Source organism: Streptomyces sp. NPDC037290 (assembly GCF_055603245.1).
Genome location: NZ_JBVJVZ010000005.1, coordinates 215,743 through 236,436, shown reverse-complemented (window position 1 = coordinate 236,436; position 20,694 = coordinate 215,743). Strand labels below are relative to the sequence as shown.

The following is a 20,694-nucleotide window of genomic DNA, read 5'->3' as shown; positions in this document are numbered from 1 at the left end:
GTCTACGCCGTCCGCGTCAGGATCCGCAGCACTTCCAGGCTCTTCGGCGGCGCGTCGGGGTCGTCCCCGTCACTCGCCGCGAGGCGCGTGTGCGCGTCCCGCGCCGCCCGCACCGCCTCCGGCCATCCCTCGTGGTCGAGGTAGGCGGAGACCGGCGCGTCCGGGCCGACCTGGTGCATGATCCGCAGCACCCGCAGTACGGCGGTGTCCACGAGCGCCGCCTCCTGCGAGTCCCGGAATATGGTGCCGACGTATTTCTCCGCGGACCAGTTGTCCAGCCAGGTGTCCTCCACCAGCCGGTACACGGCGTCGGTGACGTCGCCGTACCCGTCCACGCCGGCCAGCCAGACGTCCCGCTGGAACGCCGGGTCGGAGAGCATGTGCAGCGCCGAGCGCACGTTGCTGCGCCAGCGCCACCACGGCATGTCGCTTAGGGGCATGCCGCCCATGGTGGAGGAGCGACGGCCGCGACGGGAAGAGTTCTCCGAACCTTGCACGGTCATCGATCGTACGTTCCCCGTCACATCCGTCTCACCACCCCCTGTAATTCACCTGGGCGTCACCATTCGTTGACCCAGGGTCACTCGCGGGTTAGCGGTGTGAGGGAATCGTGCGTGTGCATGACCGGCAGGCGACGCACCGTTAGTACCTTCCTCCACTCGACCTTCCGCCCCGGCAGAGCCACCGCGCTGTCCGCCGGCGCGGTGGCCCTGTGTGCGTCGCTCACCGCCGGGTGCGGGGTCGTCCCCGGTGTCACGGGGGGCACCGGGGACGACACGGTCAAGGTCATGACCTGGGCCCCGCAGGACACCGACGCCACCAACAAGCCGGGCATGCCCGCGATGGCCCTCGCCTACGCCAAGTGGATCAACGCGAACGGCGGCCTCGACGGCCACAAGCTCCAGGTCCTGACCTGCAACGACCACAACGACAGCGTGGGCGCCGCCAAGTGCGCCCGGCGCGCGGCCGACGAGAACGTGGTCGCGGTCGTCGGCTCCTACAGCCAGTTCGGCGACTCCTTCCTCGCCCCGCTGGAAGGCGCCGGCATCCCCTACATAGGCGGCTACGGCGTCACCAACGACGAGTTCACCGGCCAGATGTCGTACCCGGTCAACGGCGGTCAGCCCGCCCTGCTCGCCGGTCTCGGCAGGGCCCTCGGCGGCGCCTGCGGCAACGTCGCCCTGGTCCGCCCGGACAGCATCGCGGGCGACGAGCTGCCCGCGCTGCTCGACTCCGGCCTGAAGGCGGGCCGGCACCCGGACGCGGGCGACACCCTCGCCGCCGAGGACGCCACCGAGTACGGCGACCAGGCCGGCCAGGCGCTGCGGTACGCCACCAAGGACGTGCTGAAGAAGGGCTGCGTCGTACCCGCGCTGGGCGAGCGCACCGACACCTTCATGGACTCCTTCCGGCGGGCTCGCGAGACCTTCCCCGGGGTACGGCTCGGGACCGTGCTCGGCAGCGTCGACCAGACCGTGATCAACGCCACGGGCGGAGCGTCCGGGCCGTACGAGGGGGCGTACATCACCGGCTGGTACCCGCCGGCCTCCGACGCCCGGTGGGACCTGATGAAGAAGGTGATCAACGAGGAGGCCTTCGGCGACAACCGCATCGACCCCGCGGACGCCGGAGTGCAGACCACCTGGATCGCCTACACCGTGCTGAAGGCCGTCCTGGACAAGATCGGCGGCGGTGAGGTGAGCGCCGACAGCGTGCGGCACACCCTCGACGGCGGCCTGCGCGTCTCCACCGGCGGTCTCACCCCGACCCTGCGCTGGCCCTACGAGGGCGAACTCGCCTCGGTCGGCTTCCCGCGGCTGGTCAACGCCGACGTCACCCTGCAGGTGGTCCAGAACGGCGAGCTGGTCGCGGCCCGCAAGGGCGTCGGCGGCCTCGACGGGACCACCGACATGACGCGGACACTGGAGAACGCCGACGTGCAGTGACGCCCGCCGGCGCGTCCCTCAGGTCCGGGTCACAGCTGGGTGGGCTGGCGCTGGGTCAGGCCGTACTTCCGCGCGATCGCGTTCCACAGCCCCGCCGCCCGCACCTTCTGCGCGCTGGCGGTGCCGCTCTCCCGGTTGCCGGCCTGGGTCTCGCCCGTGACGCGGGCGTGGCCCTTGCGGCAGACCTTGTGCCCCTTGGCCTGGCCGGCCCAGGCCGCGTAGTGGTTGTCGGCCGCGGCGGACGCCTGCCAGGCCTTGGTCAGCGCGGCGGTGAGGTCGCCGTTGTCCGGCAGCTTGTCGACCGACAGCCCGCCGAGCCGGGTGACCAGATCGCCTCGCTGCTTGGCCGCGTCCCGCAGGTCGGAGGCGGCCTGGTCGAGGTTGTCGCAGTTCTTCACATCGGCCACGGCCTTGATCACCGAGGCGCGGCTGCTGCCGCTGTCGGCGAGCAGCTTGTCCAGCTCGACCGCCTGCTGCCGGGCCGGGTCCGCGGCCGCCGCGGAGGAACCCTGGCCGGGTGCCGGGGAAGCGGCCGCGACCGTCTTGCCGTCGTTGCCCTGGCTCTTGTCACCGCCACCGCTGAGCAGCACACCGGCGCCCACCCCGATGACGACGATGCCGACACCGACGGCGGCGATCAGCGGCACCCGCGAGCGGCCGCGGGGCAAGTCGTCGTCGTGCACGGGGGGGTACGACGGCTGGGGCGTGCCGTACGAGGGCTGCCGCGAGCCGTACGACGGCTGCGCGGGGCCACCGCCGTAGGCGTCGGGCTGCTGGACGCGCGGCAGCTGCTGGGTGGCCCCGGCCGGGCCGTCACCGCCCGCCGGGCCGCTGCGGAAGAGGTTGTCGAACTCCGCCGGCGGCTGCCGGTCCCCGCCCGGTGCGTGGGCCTGCGCGGCGAACGGCGGGATGTACTGGGTGGCCTCCGCGTCGGACGGCGCGGGCGCCGGTGCGTTCTGCGGCACCTGGCCGAGGTACCGCGTCTCCTCGCCACCCGACTCGGGCGGCAGCGCGCCGGCCACCGGCGGCAGGTACTGGGTGGCGCCGTCGGCGGGGGCCGCCTGCACCGGCGGGATGTACTGCGTCGCGCCCTCGTCGGCCGGGACCGGCGGTATGTACTGGGTGGCACCGTCGGCCGCCGGGGGCAGCGGGGCGCCGGCGGCCGGATGGAATTCCGGCACGGCCGGCGGAAGCGGCGCGGCGGGGGCCTGCGGCTGCGGGTGCTGTGTGTGGGGCTGCTGGTACGGCTCGTGGGCGCCGTACCCGGGCTGCTGACCGGCGCCGTAGCCGCCGGACTGGTCGTACGAGGGTGCCGGGCCGCCGTACGCCGGAGCCGGGGCGCCCTCCGGGGGCAGCGGGCCGGGGTTCGCCGCGGGCAGCTGCTGGTTCGGGGCGTCGGGGGTGTGCCACTGCTGGGCCGCCGCCGGGGGCCAGCCCTGGCCCGGCTGGGGTGCCTGCTGCTCGGGCCCCCAGGAACCGCCCCAGGCCTGTCCGCCGGCCGGGGCGGCGGGGGCGGGCGCGCCGGTCATGCCGGGCAGCAAGGGCTCGCCTCCGTCGGAGGGCAGCACGATGCCTTCGCGCGCGGGCTGCGCCGAGGGCTCCTCGCCCCGTCCACTCTGCGTCACCGGGACTCCTACTAATGGGGGACCTTGTGAATCGGGCTCACGCTACCGGGTCCCCCGAGCCGGGTGCCACGCAGCTCAGGACGCGATCTTCTTCCTTGTGACAGCGGTAACAAAACCGTCCCGCGGGGCGCTGTACAGGGGACGGATGTGGCACCCGTCACGCCACCGGGTGCCGTTCGCCGTGTGTTCACGCAACCGCGGGACCGGTGTTCACGCTGCCTGCTGGAGATCGAGGCGCGCCCCGAACTCCCGCACCACCGCCTCCTCCCGGAAGGGTTCCAGGCGCTGCTGGAGGTCCTCCAGATACTCCGCGCCCCGGTTGGAGCGGAGCGACTCCAGCAGTTCCACCGCCTTCAGGCCGGTGCCGCAGGCCTGTTCGACCTCCCGCTGCTGCACCTGGGCCGTGGCGAGCAGCACATAGCCGATGGCCCGCCGCCGGACCCGGGTCTCGGGGTGCCCGGCCAGCGACTGCTCGGCGTACCGGGCGGCCTGCTCGGCCTGCCCGAGGTCGCGGTGGCAGTGCGCCAACTCGTCGGCCAGATAGGCCTCGTCGAAGTGCCGGATCCACACGGGGTCGTCGCCCGGGGAGCCGTCCGCCTGCTCCATCGCCGTCACCGCCCGCCCGATGGACGACTGCGCCGCGCGGGCGTCGCCGAGCAGGGCGTGCCCGCGCGCCTCCGCGGCGTGGAACATCGCCTCCACGCGCGGGGTCACCTGCCCCCGCGTCCCCTCCTGCGCGGCCCGCGCCAACTGGGCGATCTCGCGCGGGTTCCCGAGCTGCGCGGCGAGGTGGCTCATGGACGCGGCCAGGACGTAACCGCCGTACCCGCGGTCCCCGGCGGCCTGTGCGAGCCGCAGCGACTGGATGTAGTACCGCTGGGCGAGCCCAGGTTGCCCGGTGTCCACCGCCATGTAGCCCGCCAGCTCGGTCAGCCGGGACACGGCCGCGAAGAGGTCCCGCCCGACCGTCTCGCGGTACGAGCCCGCGAGCAGCCCGGAGACGACGCTGTTGAGGTAGTGCACGACGACCGGGCGTACATGGCCGCTGCCGAACTGGTGGTCCAGGCCGGTCAGCGCCTGCGTCATGGACCGTACGGCCGCCACGTCGGCCTGCCCCACGCGCGGGCCGGCCTGCCGGGCCACCTGGGCGTCCGGCGCCGAGATCAGCCAGTCGCGGCTGGGTTCGACCAGCGCGGAGGCGGCGACGGAGGAGCCGGACAGGAAGTCCCGGCGCCCCACGTCGCTGCGCCACAGCTCGCAGACCTGCTCGATGGCCCCCAGTACCGTCGGCGAGAACTGGAGACCGACCCCCGAGGCGAGGTTCTTTCCGTTGGCCATGCCGATCTCGTCGATCGTGACCGTACGGCCGAGCTTGCGCCCGAGCGCCTCCGCGATGATCGCCGGTGCCCGGCCCCGGGGCTGCTGGCCGCGCAGCCAGCGGGCCACGGACGTCTTGTCGTAGCGCAGGTCGAGGCCGTGCTCGGCGCCGCACATGTTGACCCGCCGGGCCAGTCCGGCGTTCGAACACCCCGCTTCCTGGATGAGTGCCTGCAACCGTTCGTTCGGCTGCCTCGCCACGAGAGGCCTTGCGGCCATGTGCTACCCCCTGCGTTGCGATCCCCTGGTTGCGATCCCCTGGAGCAGACGATCAGGTCGGGAAGATCACTGCCCAGCTGACATACCGTCAATGCGCGACATGTGCGGTTTGCCGGGGTAACGGTGCACGCCCACCCCACCCCTGGCTACCCAGCTCACGACGTGCTTCCTCCCGCGCGCCCCCACCCGTGCACCCATGCGCCCCGGCTGCGGAATCGATGCTCCGCCCCCGCGCGCACCACAGCCGTAACTCCAGGTGGGCGCGGGAGTTGAGAGGGGCGTGGAAGAGACGATCGCGGGCGCCCGAAACACTCAGATTGCCGGTCAGATTCCGCAGCAGCGCGGGGAATCGCTGCTGGAGACCGCCGTACGCTACGCCGAGGAGCGGCACTGGGACGTGTTCCCGGGCACCTGGCTGGAAGCGGTCGCCGGCCAGCAGCGCTGCTCGTGCGGCGACGCCTCCTGCCCTGCGCCGGGTGCGCACCCCGCGCGCCCCGACTGGGCGACGCAGGCGACCGGCAGCGCGACCGTCGCCCGCCGGATGTGGCAGAAGCAGCCGACGGCATCGATCCTGCTTCCGACGGGGCGGACGTTCGACGCGCTGTCCGTCCCGGAGAGCGCGGGGTTCCTGGCTCTCGCCCGTATGGAGCGGATGGAGCTGACCCTGGGGCCGGTCACGCTGAGCCCGGACCGGCGGATGAACTTCTTCGTGCTGCCGGGGGCGTCCGCGAAGGTGCCGGACCTCGTGCGCAAGCTGGGCTGGGCGCTGTCGTCCCTCGACCTGGTGGCGCTCGGGGAGGGGGCGTACGTGGCCGCTCCCCCGACGCGGTTCGGGTCTCGTGGTGCCGTGCAGTGGGCGTGCCGGCCCACGCCGGCGAACCGGTGGCTGCCGGACGCGGAGGAGTTGATCTCGCCGCTCGCCTACGCCTGCGGCCGGGATCGCTGACACCCGGGGAACCACCGGGCCGTAGCCTTCATGCATGACCGAAGTCGCGGTGCGGGTACGGGAGCTATGGAAGCAGTTCGGGCAGCAGGTCGCCGTCGGCGGGATCGATCTGGAGCTGCCCGCCGGGAAGTTCATCGGTCTCGTCGGTCCCAACGGGGCCGGGAAGACCACGACCCTGTCCATGGTGACCGGGCTGCTGCGGCCCGACGGCGGCACCGTCGAGGTCGTCGGTCATGACGTGTGGCGGGACCCCGTGGCCGTCAAGGCGAGGATCGGCGTCCTTCCCGAGGGACTGCGGCTGTTCGAGCGGCTGTCGGGGCGGGAGCTGCTCGGGTACACGGGGCGGCTGCGCGGGCTGCCGGGGGCCGAGGTCGACAAGCGGGCCACCCAGCTGCTGGACGTCCTCGACCTGGCCGGTGCCCAGCACAAGCTCGTCGTCGACTACTCGACCGGCATGCGCAAGAAGATCGGGCTCGCGGCCGCGCTCCTGCACAATCCCGAGGTGCTCTTCCTGGACGAGCCGTTCGAGGGCGTCGACCCGGTGTCCGCGCAGACCATCCGGGGCGTCCTCGAGCGGTACACGGCCTCCGGCGCCACCGTCGTCTTCTCCTCCCACGTCATGGAGCTGGTCGAGTCGCTGTGCGACTGGGTCGCGGTGATGGCGGCCGGCCGGATCCGTGCGACGGGCCCGCTGCCCGAGGTGCGCGGCGCGCATCCCACGCTCCAGGGGGCGTTCCTGGAACTGGTCGGGGCGAACGGCCGCAGTGCCGGGTCCGATCTGGACTGGCTGGGCGGCGGGGCGGCCCGATGACGAGCCTCACCGCCACCGTCGTACGCCTGAAGCTGTCGCTGCTGCGGGGCGGGCTGCGGCAGTCCGGGGGCCGGCGGGCCGCGTTCGTCGCCTCGGCGGTCGTCGCGGTCCTGTTCGCGCTGCTGCAACTGCTGGGGCTGCTCGCGCTGCACGGTCATGCGCGCGCCGATGCCGTCGCCGTACCGGGTACGGCCGTACTGGCGCTGGGCTGGGCGGTACTGCCGCTGTTCTTCCCGGCCGGCGACGAGACGCTGGACCCGACCCGGCTGGTGATGCTTCCACTGCGCCCCCGGCCGCTGGTGCGGGCGCTGCTCGCGGCCTCCCTGGTCGGCATCGGACCGCTGTTCACGCTGCTGGTGCTGGCGGGGTGTGCGGTGTCGGTGGCGCACGGGGGCGCCGGGTACGCCGTCGCGGTCCTCGCGGTCGCCCTCGCGCTGCTGGTCTGCGTGGCGCTGGCGCGGACCGTGGCCACCGCCAACGTACGGCTGCTGACCAGCAGGAAGGGCCGCGATCTGGCCGTACTGAGCGGACTGGTGATCGCGATCGGGGCGCAGCTGGTCAACTTCGGGACCCGGCAACTGGGTTCGGCGGGCCTCGGGCAGCTGCAGCCGGTCGCGGACGTGCTGGGGTGGGTGCCGCCCGCGTCGGCGGTGGCCGGGGTGCGGTCGGCGAGCGAGGGGGCGTACGGCACGGCCGCGGTCCAGCTCGCCGTCACCGCGGCCGGGCTGGCCGCGCTGATCGCCGTGTGGGCGCGGAGCCTGACCCGGCTGATGACCGCGCCCGACGGGTCCACGCTGCAGGCCGCCGACGCCGGGGGCCGAGGCCGCGCGCCGGGCGGGCTCGGGCGCCTGCTGCCGGGCGGGCGCACCGGTACGGTCATGGAGCGCACCCTGCGCTACATCTGGCGCGATCCGAAGACCAAGGCCGCCTGGGTGACCTCGCTGGCGATCGGGCTGATCGTGCCGGTGTTCAACGCGGCGCAGGACACCGGGTCGGTCTACTTCGCCTGCTTCGCCGCCGGGATGCTCGGCATCCAGATGTACAACCAGTTCGGGCAGGACACCTCGGCGTTCTGGATGGTGGCCATGACCATCTCCTCGCCCCGGGACGCCTACGCCGAACTGCGCGGACGCGCGCTGGCCCTGCTGCTGGTCACCCTGCCCTACGCGACGCTCGTGACCGTGGTGACGGCGGGTGTGCTCGGCGCCTGGCAGCGGTTGCCGGAGGTACTGGGGCTGTCCTTCGCGCTGCTCGGGGCGATGCTCGCGACCGGCGCCTGGACGTCGGCCCGCTTCCCGTACTCCATCCCCCAGGAGGGCCACAAGAACGTCGCCCCGGGCCAGGCGGGCCTCGCCTGGATCGCGATCTTCGGCGGCATGGTCTCGGCGGCCCTCCTCTGCTCCCCCGTCATCGCCCTCACCGTCTGGCTCCATGTCAGCGCGGGCGGGGAGGAGTGGAGGTGGCTGCTCCTGCCGGTGGGGGCGGCGTACGGCGCTGGAATCACTCTGGCGGGCCTGCGCCTGGCAGCGCCCAGGACGGCGGCACGGCTGCCGGAGATCCTCACCGCTGTCAGCAAGGGGTAGTGCGGCTTTCCGGGGGCGCGCGCTCAGTCACCCAGCACCCGGTCGACAAACGGCCCGACGGCCGCCCGCCAGGCCAGCGGCAGTTCATAGTGGGCGAGGTGCCCCGCGTCGGAAACCTCCGCGTACTCCCCCGCCGGCAGCACCCGCACCATCTCCTGCGCCTCCGCCCGCCCCAGCTCCCCGTCCACGCCCCGCACGACCAGCGTCGGGCACCGCACCTGGGCCAGCTCCTCCCAGTGCGCGTCGTACACCCAGCTCTCCCGGGTGCGCAGCATCTGCTCCGGCTCGAAGACGGGGCGCCAGCCGTCGGCGGACTCGTGCATGGTCTCGGCGTAGAAGGCGCCGCGGGCCGGGCTCGGCCGCTCCACCCAGGGGTCGTCCTCACCGAACCACTTGCGTACGTCGGCGAGCGTGGCGAAGGGAACGGGCCAGGCGCGGAACCAGTCCGCCCACTCCCGCTGCGAGGCGGCCCCCAGCGCGGAGGCCCGCATGTCGCAGATGACCAGCCCCCGGACCAGTTCGGGGCGCTTGGCGGCGAGCTGCCAGGCGGTCAGCGCGCCCATGGCGTGGCCGACGAGGAGTGCGGGGGCGAGACCGAGCTGCTCGATCGCGGCCTCGGCGTCCTCGACATAGGCCTCGCGGGTGAAGACGGCCCGCGGGGGCTTCTCGCTCTGGCCGTGACCGCGCTGGTCGAGGGCGACGGCGCGGTGGCGGGCGGCGAGCCAGCGGGCGGTCGACGCCCAGTGGGAGGCCCGGCCCATCAGACCGTGGAGTAACAGCACCCCGGGGCCGGCGTCCGTTCGGCCGTCCGCCCCCTCCGGGCCCGTCTTGGGCGGGTCCGCGAACTCCCAGGCGGCCAGGCGCACACCGCCCGCTCCCGTCACGTCCATGCGCCGCGCCATGGGCCTGGCACCCCCCAGCTCCGCCTGCCTCGTACCGGTGTACTTCCGTACGCGTACTCGCTGCTGTCGCTGTCGTACTGCCGCCGCAGACTATCGAATGTCCATTCGAAAGATCTGTTTCTGCGGACAACACCCCTCATTCGAGTGACACCCCTCAAGGAATGATCGCCGCCACCCAGGGGATCTCTTCTGGCGGGAGGCGGACCGCTCGGGGAAAAACGGTCCGAGGGGGATGACCCTGAGAGCTCGGGGCTCCGGGTCAGCACAGGGGAGGACGGGCCCCGGCGCCGCGAGGCGCCGGGGCCTTCCCCTGTCTCAGCGCTTGGCGACGAACACGTGCGAGGCGACGTCCGCCTCCAGCTCGGCCGCCTCGCCGCCGCTGCCCACCAGCACACCGCCGGCCGACTCCGTCACGCTCACCACGGAGCCGGGCTGCACACCGGCGCGCCGCAGCGTGTACATCAGCTGCGCGTCGGTCTGGATCGGCTCGCCGATCCGGCGGACGACGACCGTCTTGCCGTCCGTGCCCGGGTCCAGGTCGGCCAGCGAGACCATGCTCTCGTCCAGGAACGGGTCGGCGCCGTCCTTCTCGCCCAGCTCCTCCAGGCCCGGGATCGGGTTGCCGTACGGCGACTCGGTCGGGTGCCGCAGCAGCTCCAGGACGCGCCGCTCGACGGCCTCGCTCATCACGTGCTCCCAGCGGCAGGCCTCCGCGTGCACCTGCTCCCACTCCAGGCCGATCACGTCGACGAGGAGACACTCGGCCAGCCGGTGCTTGCGCATCACGCGCGTGGCGAGCCTCCTGCCCTCGTCGGTCAGCTCCAGGTGCCGGTCGCTGGCCACGGAGACCAGGCCGTCACGCTCCATGCGCGCCACCGTCTGGCTCACCGTCGGCCCGCTCTGGTCGAGCCGCTCCGCGATGCGGGCGCGCATGGGGACGACGCCTTCCTCTTCGAGCTCGAGGATGGTGCGGAGATACATCTCCGTGGTGTCGATCAGTCCGGACATACGTGCCCCTCGATTACCTCTGCCGGCAGCCCGGCGCGTGCGCTGACCCTGGCACCAATTCTGCCGGATCCCACTGACAAGCGGGGGCCCCGGCGGAATGACCGTACGCGGGAGCGCCGTGCGGGTTCCGGCCGCCCGGCGCCGTATTGACACCGCACTGGTCCAGACCGCACGGTGATCCGCGACACAGACGCTGCGAAGGGGCACCGCATGAGCGACGGCACGGCCGCCGACCTGTTCTTCGACGCCGCCATCAACCTGCTGCAACGGATCCGCGAGGAGGAGGCCGAGTCGATCACCGCGGCCGCCACCCTGCTCGCCGACACCGTCGCCGCAGGGGGCCGCCTGTTCGCCTTCGGCGCCGGGCACTCCTCGCTGGCCGCCCAGGACGTCGTCTACCGCGCGGGCGGGCTCGCCCTGATGAACCTGCTCGCCGTCCCCGGCGTCGTCGGCGTGGACGTCACCCCGGCCACCCTCGGCTCCGCCCTCGAACGCGTGGACGGACTCGCCGGCGCCGTCCTCGACACCGCACCCGTCCGCTCCGGCGACGCCCTCGTGATCATCTCCCTGTCCGGCCGCAACGCCCTGCCCGTGGAGATGGCCCTGGGCGCCCGCGCCCTCGGCGTCAGGGTCATCGGTGTCACCTCGGTCGCCTACGCCTCGGAGACGACGTCCCGGCACAGCTCCGGCACGTTCCTCAAGGACCACTGCGACATCGTCCTGGACTCCAAGATCGCCGTCGGCGACGCGGAACTCACCCTGGACACCATCCCGGCCCCGTTCGCCCCCGCCTCCACGGTCGTCACCACCGCCCTGATGCAGGCCGTCATGGCGACCACCGCCGCCACCCTCGCCGGACGTGGCATCGAACCCCCGCTCCTGCGCTCCGGCAACGTCGACGGCGGCCACGAGTGGAACGGCCGGGTGATGCGCGAGTACGGCGACCGGATCTTCTACCGGCACTGAGCGCACCACGCAGACGACCCGCGAGCTCGGGTCCTCCGCCTCGGGGCGGAGAAGCCGGCCGGACGTACCGGCGAGCTCGCGGGTCGGGTGACTGCTGGGATTGGGCCGGCTGCACGCGTCTGTCACGTGCTGGTCCGGCACCGCACTGGATGTGGTGGCGGACCGCTAGTCCGCAGCCACCTCACGCGTCCGGTTCTCATACATCTGCCGAACCACCTCCCTTCTCGTGTACTCCACACCCTAAGAAGCCGGCGGGAGGCGCTCAACCTCTTTTTTTCGGTGCGCATTGATTCCCCCAATCTTGCGGGAACAGGATGTGGGCTGGGTCACGTTCCAGTTGAATGAAGGGCAGTGAGCGAATCGCGCGCCGTGGGCGCGCCGACGCAGCCTGCAGGGGGTCCAGGTGAGTGCTTCCCGGCGGAGTGGGACCACCGACGAGCTGGGGCCGGACGAGCCCGGTGAGTCCGGGGGCTCCGATCTGCTCGCCGCGCTGCTCGACGGCATGGACGCGGCGCTGTGCGCCTTCGACGCCGACGGGGTCGTCACGCACTGGAACCGGGAGGCCGAGCGGATCCTCGGCTGGACGGCCGCCGAGGCGGTCGGGCGGCACGGGTTCGCGGGGTGGGCGGTGCGCAGCGCCGACGCCGAGGAGGTGCAGGCCCGGCTGATGTCGGCGATGCACGCGCCCGGGCGGCAGGTGCATGAGTTCGCGCTGGTCACGAAGGACGGCGGGCGGGTGCTCGTACGGACGCAGTCCGCCGCCGTGCGCGGCCCCGAGGGGAAGCCGGCCGGGGTGTACTGCGCGTTCAGCGAGGTGCACGCGCAGATCGACCTGGAGCGCTCGATCGCACTGAGCGAGGCGCTGTTCGAGGACGCGGCCTGGGGGGTCGTGCTGATCGACGCCGATCTGCGGCCGGCGGTCGTCAACGCGCACGCGGCCCGCACCCTCGGGATCGGGCGTACCTCCGCGCTGGGCCGGCCGCTCGGCGAGCTGCTCACCCAGGGCGTGGAGGAGCTGGAGGCCGCGCTCACCCATGTGCTGGCCGAGGGTGCGCCGCCCGCGCCCGCCGAGATGTGGGTGACGGTGCGCGCCCCGGAGGGCGGCCAACGGCGCTGCTGGCGGAGCGGGTTCGTGCGGCTGGCCTCGCCGCTCGCGGAGGAGCCGGTGCCGCTGGGGGTCGGCTGGCTGTTCCAGGACGTCACGGAGGCCAAGCAGGGCGAGCAGGAGGCGGCCCTGCTGCGGTTCCGTACGAACCAGTTGCACCGTGCCGCCCGTGCCGCCGCCGAGTGCGAGGACCCGGCCGAGGCGGCCACCGTCCACCTGGACTTCGCGCTCGCCGGCTTCGCCGACCACGCGTTGATCGACCGTGTGCTGCCGCCTTGCCCGCGCCCGGAGGGCTCGGCGGGCGAGGAGGAGGCCGCCGTGCGGCTGGTGCGGCTCGCCGCCACGCCCGCGGGGGCGCCGGGACCGAGCCTGCTCACGGGCGCGGCCGGGCTGCCCGTGCGCTACGAGCCGGGCCATCCGGCGCTGCAGTGCGTGGAGCGGGCCGGGGCCGTACGCGCGGACGCCGGGACGGTCCCGCCCGAGCAGGCCCGGGAGTGGGCGCTGGCCCGGCAGTGGCCCGGTGACGCGGTGCACGCCCTGTGCGCGGTGCTGCGCAGCCGGGGGCGGACGCTGGGCGTGGTGACCTTCCTGCGCGGCTCGGGTCGCAGCCGCTTCGAGCGGTCCGACGCGGCCTACGCGGAGGACGTGGCCGTCCGGATCGCGGCGGCGCTGGATCTGGCGGAGGCGGTGCGGGACGCGTAGGCCTCCGGGTGGCCCGGTGCCGCTCAGGGGCTGAGGCGTTCCACCTTCCAGCGGCCGTCGGGCTGACGGAGGTACCGGAGGCGGTCGTGCAGGCGGTTCTCGCGGCCCTGCCAGAACTCGATGGTCCGCGGGGTGACGCGGTAGCCGCCCCAGTGCGGGGGTACGGGGACCTGTTCGCCCTCGGGGTAGCGGGCCTCCAGGTCGGCGTACGCGGTGTCCAGTTCGGTCCGGGAGGCGATCACCGACGACTGGGCGCTGGCCCAGGCGCCGAGCTGGGAGCCGTGCGGGCGGGTGCGGAAGTAGGCGGCGGTCTCGTCGCGGCCGGTGCGGTCGGCGGTGCCGGTGACGATGACCTGGCGGGCCAGCGGGTGCCAGGGGAAGAGCAGGCAGATGTGCGGGTTCTCGGCGAGGTCGCGGGCCTTGCGGGAGCCGTGGTTGGTGTAGAAGACGAAGCCCTCGGTGTCGAACTGCTTCATCAGGACCGTGCGCGAGCTGGGGCGGCCCGCCGCGTCCGCCGTGGAGACGACCATGGCGTTGGGTTCGTAGACCGTGCCGTGCAGGGCCGCCCGGGCCGCGTCCTCGAACCAGCGGGCGAACTGGTCCATGGGATGCGTGGCGAGGTCCTGCTCGGCGAGGCCCTCGGCCCGGTACTGCTTGCGCATGGCGGCGGGGTCGAGGGCGGGGTCCAGGAGGGGGTCGCGGTCGGTCACGCGGTCATCTTGCCGTACCTCCCGACATGCCGTGCGTCCCGCCCGCGGGTACCGAACGGCCCTGGCACTGAGTGTCGTACGGGCTCCCCAAGTGTGACACTGGGGGTTATCGTGCTGGTTCCCTTGCGGTTTGGGTGACCACCGGCCGATCGGGGCATCACCGGGGTGACCGCCGCCGACCACATCACGAGGAGCCGCCTGATGTCCGATTTCGTACCCGGACTCGAGGGAGTCGTCGCGTTCGAGACGGAGATCGCCGAACCGGACAAGGAGGGCGGCGCCCTGCGCTACCGGGGCGTCGACATCGAGGACCTGGTCGGGCACGTCTCGTTCGGGAACGTGTGGGGACTGCTGGTCGACGGCGCCTTCAACCCGGGTCTGCCGCCCGCCGAGCCGTTCCCGATCCCGGTGCACTCCGGGGACATCCGGGTGGACGTGCAGTCGGCGCTCGCCATGCTGGCCCCGGTGTGGGGGCTGAAGCCGCTGCTCGACATCGACGAGCGGGAGGCGCGGGACGATCTGGCGCGGGCCGCCGTCATGGCGCTGTCCTACGTCGCCCAGTCCGCGCGCGGGCAGACGCTGCCCATGGTGCCGCAGCGGGAGATCGACAAGGCGAAGTCGGTCGTGGAGCGGTTCATGATCCGCTGGCGCGGTGAGCCGGACCCGAAGCACGTCGCGGCCGTGGACGCGTACTGGACCTCCGCGGCGGAGCACGGGATGAACGCGTCCACCTTCACCGCGCGGGTGATCGCGTCGACCGGTGCGGACGTCGCCGCCGCGCTGTCCGGGGCGGTGGGTGCGATGTCGGGTCCGCTGCACGGCGGTGCGCCGTCGCGGGTGCTCGGGATGATCGAGGAGATCGAGCGGACGGGGGACGCGGAGGCGTACGTCAGGCGGGCCCTGGACCGGGGTGAGCGGCTGATGGGGTTCGGGCACCGGGTGTACCGTGCCGAGGACCCGCGGGCGCGAGTGCTCCGCCGTACCGCCCGTGAGCTGGGGGCGCCCCGCTTCGAGGTCGCCGAGGCGCTGGAGAAGGCCGCGCTGGAGGAGTTGCACAACCGCCGGCCGGACCGTGTGCTCGCCACCAACGTGGAGTTCTGGGCCGCGATCATGCTGGACTTCGCCGAGGTTCCGGCGCACATGTTCACCTCGATGTTCACGTGCGCTCGGACTGCCGGGTGGTCGGCGCACATCCTTGAGCAGAAGCGCACGGGTCGCCTGGTGCGGCCTTCTGCCCGGTACGTGGGGCCCGGTCCGCGCAGTCCGCGGGACATCGAGGGGTACGGGGACATCGCCCACTGACAGGGGTGCTCGGGACGCGGGGGCGACCGCGGCGGGTCGTGGTCGCCCGCGCGGTTCCCCGCGTCCCCGAGGAGTTCAGGCCGCCGGTGTCAGCAGGTTGCCGTGATGCCTCTCCGCCACCAGCGGGTGGGCCCTCAGCTTGCCCTTCAGTTCGTTGTAGCCGTACTGCGCGAACAGGGGGTTCGTCGGGTCCGTCGTGATGCCCGGGGCCTTCGACGCGTGGGGGAAGGGCAGGGGCTCGATGCTCGCGTCCAGGCGGGGGTTGTAGAAGAACGGGACCGAGAAGCGTTCCGTCGCTCCGGGCGGGCTGACCACGCGGTGGTTGGTCGCGAGGAGGTAGCCGTTGGTGGCGACCTCCAGGAGTTCGCCGAGGTTGACGACGAAGGCGCCCTCGATGGGCGGGACGTCGTGGAAGCGGCCGTCCTCGCGCTGCACCTGCAGGCCGCCGACCGTGTCCTGGAGGAGCAGGGTCAGGAAGCCGTAGTCCTTGTGGGCGCCCACGCCCTGGTCGGTGCCGTCACCCGCGCTGCCGGGGTAGCGGACGAGCTTGAGGTGCGGGTGCGCCCGGTCGCCGAAGATCGGGTCGTAGAAGTCGGCGGGGGCACCGATGGCGGCGAGGAGCTCGTGCAGGAGGCGGTCGGCGACCGCGCTGAGCTTGTCGACCCAGGCCAGGGCGGCCGTGCGCAGCTCGGGGAGGGCGGCCGGCCACTGGTTGGGGCCCTGCAGCCACCAGTACGGGGGCTCGCCGGGGGCGGGGACACGGGCGGGGCGTTCGGCGCCTATGTCGAGCTGGTCGCGCCAGTCGCGGGCGCCGGCGGTGCGCTCGTCGCCGGTGCGGGTATAGCCGCGGAAGTGCGGGGAGTTCACGTTGTCGAGGGCGAGCCGGTCGGCCTCCGGGAGGGCGAAGAAGGCGCGCATGGCGCTCAGCAGCGCCTCGGTCTCGGCCGGGGTCACGCCGTGCCCGACGAGCTGGAAGAAGCCGACGTCGTGGGCGGCGCTGTGCAGCTGGGCGCGGAGGAGGTCCCGGGCCTGGGGGCCGCGGTCGGCAGCCGACAGGTCGATGATCGGGAGCTGGTCGTACGACGGGGTCGCCGTCGCGGTGTGCGTCGTCATGGGAGCGTCCACAGGGGTGTGTGGGCCACGGGCAGGCCGCCGAGGGTAAGGGGCGGCGCCCAGGATGCCGTAAGAAGGGGAAGAAAAAAGGGGCTGAATCAGGCCGAATGGCGACAGCCCATGCTCGTGACGCGCACGTAGTCCACGTGGCGACGGCGAACGAGCATCGGAAGCATGCGGCAAGGGTACTGCCACCCGCCGCATACGGGTGTGGCCCACTTCACCGGCTCGGCGCTGACGCCGGGTCAGCTCAGCCCAGGGCCTGGCCCAAGAGGTCGGCCCACTGGGTGACGACCCGTTCCCGGCGGGCGGTGTCGTCGGTGAGGAGGTTGGCGAGACCGAGGCCGCGGGCCATGTCGAGCAGGCCCTGGACGGTCTCGCGGACGCCGGGGCGGGACTCGTCGGCGCCGAGGAGCTCGACGGCGATGCGGTGGGTCTCGCGGCCGACGCGTGCCTCCAGCTCGGTCACGCGCGGGCGCAGCTGGTCCTCGTCGCAGGCGGCGACCCACAGGTGCAGGGCGGCGCGGAAGAGGGGGCCGGTGTAGAGGCCGACCAGGGCCGAGACCACGGCACGGCGGTCGGCGGGGCCGGCCGGGAAGAGGGCCCGCAGCGCGGTGGAGCGCTCCTCGGCGACGTACTCGACGGCGGCCGTGAACAGGTCCTCGCGGGTCGGGAAGTGGTGCTGGGCGGCGCCGCGGGAGACCCCGGCGCGTTCGGCGACGACGGTGACGGTGGAGCCCGCCCAGCCGTGTTCGGCCAGGCAGGCCACGGCGGCCTCCAGGAGCCGCTGCCGGGTGGCCCTGCTGCGGTCCTGCTTGGGCACGCGGTCGCGTTCCGCCGTCGTGCTCATGTGGTCACACCACCCATGCCGCGTCCCGTCTTTCCAGGAAGGCCGCCATCCCCTCCCGGGCCTGGGCGGAGGAGAACAGCCGGGCCGAGAGCGCGGTCAGTTCTGCCGCGTCCCGGTCGAACGTTTCCAGCACCCTAGCCGTGAGCAGCGTTTTCGTCTCGGCCAGGCCCTGGGGGGAGGAGCGACGCAGGCCGTCGAGGACCGGGGCGAGGGCTTCGTCGACGTCGTCGGCGGTGACGGTGACGAGCCCGACGCGTACGGCCTCGTGCGCGTCGAAGCGTTCGCCGGTGAGGTAGTAGCGGGCCAGGGCGCGCGGGTCGGCCCGCGGGATCACCGGGAGCGAGATCACCGCGGGGGCCACGCCGATGCGGACCTCGGTGAAGGCGAAGGTGGCCGCGGTGGTGGCGGCGGCGATGTCGCAGGCCGCCAGGAGGCCGAGGCCGCCCGCGCGGACGTGGCCGGTGACCCGGGCGACGACGGGTTTGCGCAGGTCGAGGATCTGGCGGAGCAGGCCGACCAGGGCGTCCGGGCGGGGCGGGTCGCGCAGGTCGGCGCCGGCGCAGAAGGTGGTGCCGGTGTGGGTGAGGACGACGGCCCGGACGTCCGGGTCCTTCGCGCAGTCGGTCAGGGCGTCGGTGAGCCGGCCCACGAGGGCGGCGGACAGGGCGTTGCGGGTGCCGACGGCGTCGAGGCTGACGGTTTCGACGCCACGCGCGCGTGTGCGGGCGATCAGTGCGGTCATGTGCGCTCCCGGAGCTGTCGGCGCAGGATCTTCCCGGAGGCGGCGCGGGGCACGGCGTGGAGGAAGGTGACGCGGCGCACGCGCTTGTAGGGGGCGACGCGTTCGGCGACGTACAGCATGATCTCGTTCTCGGTCAGGTCCTCGGTGGCCTCGGCCCGGACGACGAAGGCGTGCGGGACCTCGTTGCCGTCGTCGTCGTAGGAGCCGATGACGGCGGCGTCGGCGATGCCGGGGTGGGTGAGCAGCAGGGCCTCCAGTTCCGCGGGGGCCACCTGGAAGCCCTTGTACTTGATGAGTTCCTTCACCCGGTCCACGACGAACAGCCAGCCGTCGGCGTCGACATGGCCCACGTCCCCGGTGTGCAGCCAGCCGTCGGTGTCGACCGTCGCGGCGGTGGCGTCGGGGCGGCCGAGGTAGCCCTTCATCACCTGGGGGCCGCGGATGAGGATCTCGCCGGGCTCGCCGGCGGCCAGGTCCTTGGCGGGGTCGTCGAGGGAGACGATCCGCATCTCGGTGCCGGCGATCAGCCTGCCCACGGTGCCGGCGGGGGCGTCGTGCAGCCGGTCGAGGGGGACGACGTGGGTGCCGGGGGACAGTTCCGTCATGCCGTAGGCCTGGCCGATCGGGGGCAGGCCGAGCCGCTGCGAGCAGGCGCGGGCGAGGGCGGCGTCCAGTGGGGCGGCGGCGCTCATGACGTACTTCAGGCAGGAGAGGTCGTAACGGGCGACGGCCGGGTGCTTGGCGAGGGCGAGGACGATCGGCGGGGCGACGTACAGGCCGGTGATGCGGTGGTTCTCGATCGCGGCGAGAAAGGTCTCTAGGTCGAAGCGCGGGAGCACGACGACCGTGGCGCCCTTCTTCAGGGGCGCGTTCATCAGGGCGGTGAGGCCGTAGACGTGGAAGAACGGCAGGACGGCGAGGATGCGTTCGCCCGGTCCGGTGGGGGCGGCGGGCTCCAGCTGGGCGAGGTTGGTGGCGATCTGCCGGTGGGTGAGCATCACACCCTTGGGCACGCCGGTGGTGCCGGAGGAGTACGGCAGCGCGGCGACGTCCTCGGCCGGGTCGATGGTGACATGCGGTTCGGGGGCGGTGGTGGCGAGCATGTCGATCAGGGAGCGGTGTCCGGGCGCGCTGTCGCACACGAAGATCTCCGCCACCCCTCCCGCGAGTTCGGCGGCGCGGCGGGCCGTCTCCAGCAGCGGTGAGACGGTGACGATCCAGCAGGCGCCGCTGTCGCGGAGCTGTCCCGCGAACTCCTCGGGCGTGGCGAGCGGGTGCACGGTGGTGACGGAGGCACCCGCGCGCGTGGCCGCGTAGAAGGCGGTCGGGAAGGCGATGCTGTTCGGGCTGTGCAGGGCGAGGACGTCGCCCTTGCGGACGCCGGCGTCGGCGAGGGCGGCGGCGAGGCGCCGGTGGAACCGGTTCACCTGCTCGTACGTGAGGGTGGTGCCGTCCGTGCCGTCGACGAGGGCGGGGTGCTCGCCGAAGTCGGCGGCGTGGCCGAGGACGGCGTCGTGGATGGGAAGGTCTACGGGCGGAACGTCTGCGTACTCGCTGCGGAACACGGTTCCTCCGGTACGGTCTGCGGTGCGCCTAGTACGACTTGGGCAGGCCCAGGGTCTGGTGGGAGACGTAGTTGAGAATCATCTCCCGGCTCACCGGTGCAATACGAGCCACGCGCGCTGCCGTTATCAACGAGGCGAGCCCGAATTCCCGGGTGAGCCCGTTGCCGCCGAGGGTGTGCACGGCCTGGTCGACGGCCTTCACGCAGGCCTCCCCGGCCGCGTACTTGGCCATGTTGGCGGCCTCGCCCGCGCCGATGTCGTCGCCCGTGTCGTAGAGGTGGGCCGCCTTCTGCGTCATCAGCCGGGCCAGCTCCAGGTCGATGTGCGCCTGCGCCAACGGGTGGGCGATGGCCTGGTGGGCGCCGATGGGCGTCTTCCAGACGGTGCGGTCGCGGGCGTACTCGACGGCTTTGGCGAGCGCGTGGCGGCCCATGCCGATCGCGAAGGCGGCCGTCATGACGCGCTCGGGGTTCAGCCCGGCGAACAGCTGCAGCAGCCCGGCGTCCTCTTCCCCACTGCCGAAAGCGTGGGAGGCGCCCCCACCGACGAGCGCGTCCGCCGGAAGCCGTACGTCGTCCAGGACCAGCTCGAACTGCTTCTCGGCGGCGGCCAGTTCCATGTCGATCGGCCGCTTCTGGAAGCCCTCGGCGTCCGTCGGGACGATGAACAGGCAGGGCTTGAGGCGGCCGGTGCGGGCGTCCTCCGTGCGGCCGACGATCAGGACGGCGTCGGCCATGTCGACACCGGAGATGAAGACCTTGCGGCCGGTGAGAAGCCAGTCGGTGCCGTCGCGACGGGCCGTGGTGGTGATGCGGTGGCTGTTGGAGCCGGCGTCGGGTTCGGTGATACCGAAGGCCATGAGGCGGGTTCCGTCGGCGATTCCCGGGAGCCACCGCCGCTTCTGGTCCTCGGTGCCGAAGCGGGAGATCACCGTGCCGCAGATGGCCGGGGACACGACGAGCATGAGGAGGGGACAGCCGGCGGCTCCCAACTCCTCCAGGACTATGGCCAGTTCCGTGATGCCGCCGCCTCCGCCGCCGTAGGCCTCCGGCAGGCTGACGCCGAGGTAGCCGAGCTTTCCGGCGTCGGCCCAGAGTTCGGTGGGGGGCCGGCCCGCGGCGACGGTCCGGACGAGGTAGTCGCGGCCGTAGCGTTTGCCGAGGGCGGCCACCGCCGTGCGGAGGGCTGTGTGCTCTTCGGTTTCGATGACGGGGGACATGCG

The 20,694-nt window shown here is 73.0% G+C and carries 18 protein-coding genes; 7 read left to right on the top strand and 11 right to left on the bottom strand.

Annotated features, from left to right (window positions below; translation table 11 throughout):
• Positions 1 to 2: 2 nt before the first annotated feature.
• On the bottom strand, positions 3 to 503 hold the full coding sequence (locus tag ACZ7HQ_RS19705; protein WP_470991155.1) for an SCO4402 family protein: 501 nt from the start codon (positions 501 to 503) through the stop codon (positions 3 to 5).
• Positions 504 to 620: 117 nt separating this feature from the next.
• Here ACZ7HQ_RS19705 and ACZ7HQ_RS19700 point away from each other — a divergent pair, with 117 nt between their 5' ends.
• Complete coding sequence (locus ACZ7HQ_RS19700; protein ID WP_470991153.1) at positions 621 to 1,946, top strand: ABC transporter substrate-binding protein; 1,326 nt, start codon at positions 621 to 623, stop codon at positions 1,944 to 1,946.
• A 29-nt stretch (positions 1,947 to 1,975) separates the two neighbouring features.
• Here ACZ7HQ_RS19700 and ACZ7HQ_RS19695 read toward each other — a convergent pair whose 3' ends face one another.
• Both ACZ7HQ_RS19695 and ACZ7HQ_RS19690 read right to left on the bottom strand, forming a co-directional pair.
• The gene (locus ACZ7HQ_RS19695; protein WP_470991151.1) at positions 1,976 to 3,571 is read right to left on the bottom strand and encodes a hypothetical protein; all 1,596 of its coding nucleotides are present in this window, start codon (positions 3,569 to 3,571) and stop codon (positions 1,976 to 1,978) included.
• 210 nt (positions 3,572 to 3,781) lie between these two features.
• Complete coding sequence (locus tag ACZ7HQ_RS19690) at positions 3,782 to 5,167, bottom strand: transcriptional regulator (RefSeq protein WP_470991149.1); 1,386 nt, start codon at positions 5,165 to 5,167, stop codon at positions 3,782 to 3,784.
• A gap of 280 nt (positions 5,168 to 5,447) precedes the next feature.
• On the opposite strand from ACZ7HQ_RS19690, the gene ACZ7HQ_RS19685 reads away from it, so the two are divergent.
• The 3 genes from ACZ7HQ_RS19685 to ACZ7HQ_RS19675 are packed head-to-tail and all read left to right on the top strand — an operon-like array spanning position 5,448 to position 8,507.
• Positions 5,448 to 6,113, top strand: a complete 666-nt coding sequence (locus tag ACZ7HQ_RS19685) for a bifunctional DNA primase/polymerase (protein WP_470991147.1) — start codon at positions 5,448 to 5,450, stop codon at positions 6,111 to 6,113.
• A gap of 34 nt (positions 6,114 to 6,147) precedes the next feature.
• On the top strand, positions 6,148 to 6,924 hold the full coding sequence (locus ACZ7HQ_RS19680) for an ABC transporter ATP-binding protein (RefSeq protein ID WP_470991145.1): 777 nt from the start codon (positions 6,148 to 6,150) through the stop codon (positions 6,922 to 6,924).
• Entirely contained in the window at positions 6,921 to 8,507 is a 1,587-nt protein-coding gene (locus ACZ7HQ_RS19675) for a transporter (protein ID WP_470991143.1), read from the top strand. The genes ACZ7HQ_RS19680 and ACZ7HQ_RS19675 overlap by 4 nt, the downstream gene beginning before the upstream one ends.
• Positions 8,508 to 8,530: 23 nt before the next feature.
• Here the strand turns inward: ACZ7HQ_RS19675 and ACZ7HQ_RS19670 are convergent, their stop codons facing one another.
• Entirely contained in the window at positions 8,531 to 9,409 is an 879-nt protein-coding gene (locus tag ACZ7HQ_RS19670) for an alpha/beta fold hydrolase (protein ID WP_470991141.1), read from the bottom strand.
• Positions 9,410 to 9,724: 315 nt separating this feature from the next.
• Entirely contained in the window at positions 9,725 to 10,417 is a 693-nt protein-coding gene (locus tag ACZ7HQ_RS19665; RefSeq protein ID WP_031169316.1) for a metal-dependent transcriptional regulator, read from the bottom strand.
• 210 nt (positions 10,418 to 10,627) lie between these two features.
• Here ACZ7HQ_RS19665 and ACZ7HQ_RS19660 point away from each other — a divergent pair, with 210 nt between their 5' ends.
• Positions 10,628 to 11,383, top strand: coding sequence for an SIS domain-containing protein (locus tag ACZ7HQ_RS19660; protein ID WP_470991139.1), 756 nt, complete (start codon positions 10,628 to 10,630; stop codon positions 11,381 to 11,383).
• A gap of 403 nt (positions 11,384 to 11,786) precedes the next feature.
• Complete coding sequence (locus tag ACZ7HQ_RS19655; protein ID WP_470991137.1) at positions 11,787 to 13,190, top strand: PAS domain-containing protein; 1,404 nt, start codon at positions 11,787 to 11,789, stop codon at positions 13,188 to 13,190.
• A gap of 23 nt (positions 13,191 to 13,213) precedes the next feature.
• Here ACZ7HQ_RS19655 and pdxH read toward each other — a convergent pair whose 3' ends face one another.
• Positions 13,214 to 13,900 (bottom strand): pyridoxamine 5'-phosphate oxidase, encoded by a 687-nt coding sequence (gene pdxH, locus ACZ7HQ_RS19650; protein WP_470991135.1) that lies wholly within the window; start codon positions 13,898 to 13,900, stop codon positions 13,214 to 13,216.
• Between the two features lie 201 nt (positions 13,901 to 14,101).
• Here pdxH and ACZ7HQ_RS19645 point away from each other — a divergent pair, with 201 nt between their 5' ends.
• Entirely contained in the window at positions 14,102 to 15,202 is a 1,101-nt protein-coding gene (locus ACZ7HQ_RS19645; protein WP_470991133.1) for a citrate synthase 2, read from the top strand.
• Between the two features lie 75 nt (positions 15,203 to 15,277).
• On the opposite strand, the gene ACZ7HQ_RS19640 is transcribed toward ACZ7HQ_RS19645, so the two are convergent.
• From ACZ7HQ_RS19640 to ACZ7HQ_RS19620, 5 genes are all read right to left on the bottom strand, one after another.
• Entirely contained in the window at positions 15,278 to 16,315 is a 1,038-nt protein-coding gene (locus ACZ7HQ_RS19640; protein ID WP_470991131.1) for an isopenicillin N synthase family dioxygenase, read from the bottom strand.
• Between the two features lie 250 nt (positions 16,316 to 16,565).
• Positions 16,566 to 17,165, bottom strand: a complete 600-nt coding sequence (locus ACZ7HQ_RS19635; RefSeq protein ID WP_470991129.1) for a TetR/AcrR family transcriptional regulator — start codon at positions 17,163 to 17,165, stop codon at positions 16,566 to 16,568.
• A gap of 4 nt (positions 17,166 to 17,169) precedes the next feature.
• Positions 17,170 to 17,907 carry an enoyl-CoA hydratase family protein gene (locus tag ACZ7HQ_RS19630; protein WP_470991127.1) on the bottom strand — a complete coding sequence of 246 codons (738 nt, stop codon included), beginning with the start codon at positions 17,905 to 17,907 and terminating at the stop codon, positions 17,170 to 17,172.
• On the bottom strand, positions 17,904 to 19,472 hold the full coding sequence (locus tag ACZ7HQ_RS19625; protein ID WP_470991125.1) for a 4-coumarate--CoA ligase family protein: 1,569 nt from the start codon (positions 19,470 to 19,472) through the stop codon (positions 17,904 to 17,906). Before ACZ7HQ_RS19625 ends, ACZ7HQ_RS19630 begins: the two co-directional genes overlap by 4 nt.
• Positions 19,473 to 19,500: 28 nt before the next feature.
• Complete coding sequence (locus tag ACZ7HQ_RS19620; protein WP_470991123.1) at positions 19,501 to 20,691, bottom strand: acyl-CoA dehydrogenase family protein; 1,191 nt, start codon at positions 20,689 to 20,691, stop codon at positions 19,501 to 19,503.
• Positions 20,692 to 20,694: the final 3 nt, after the last annotated feature.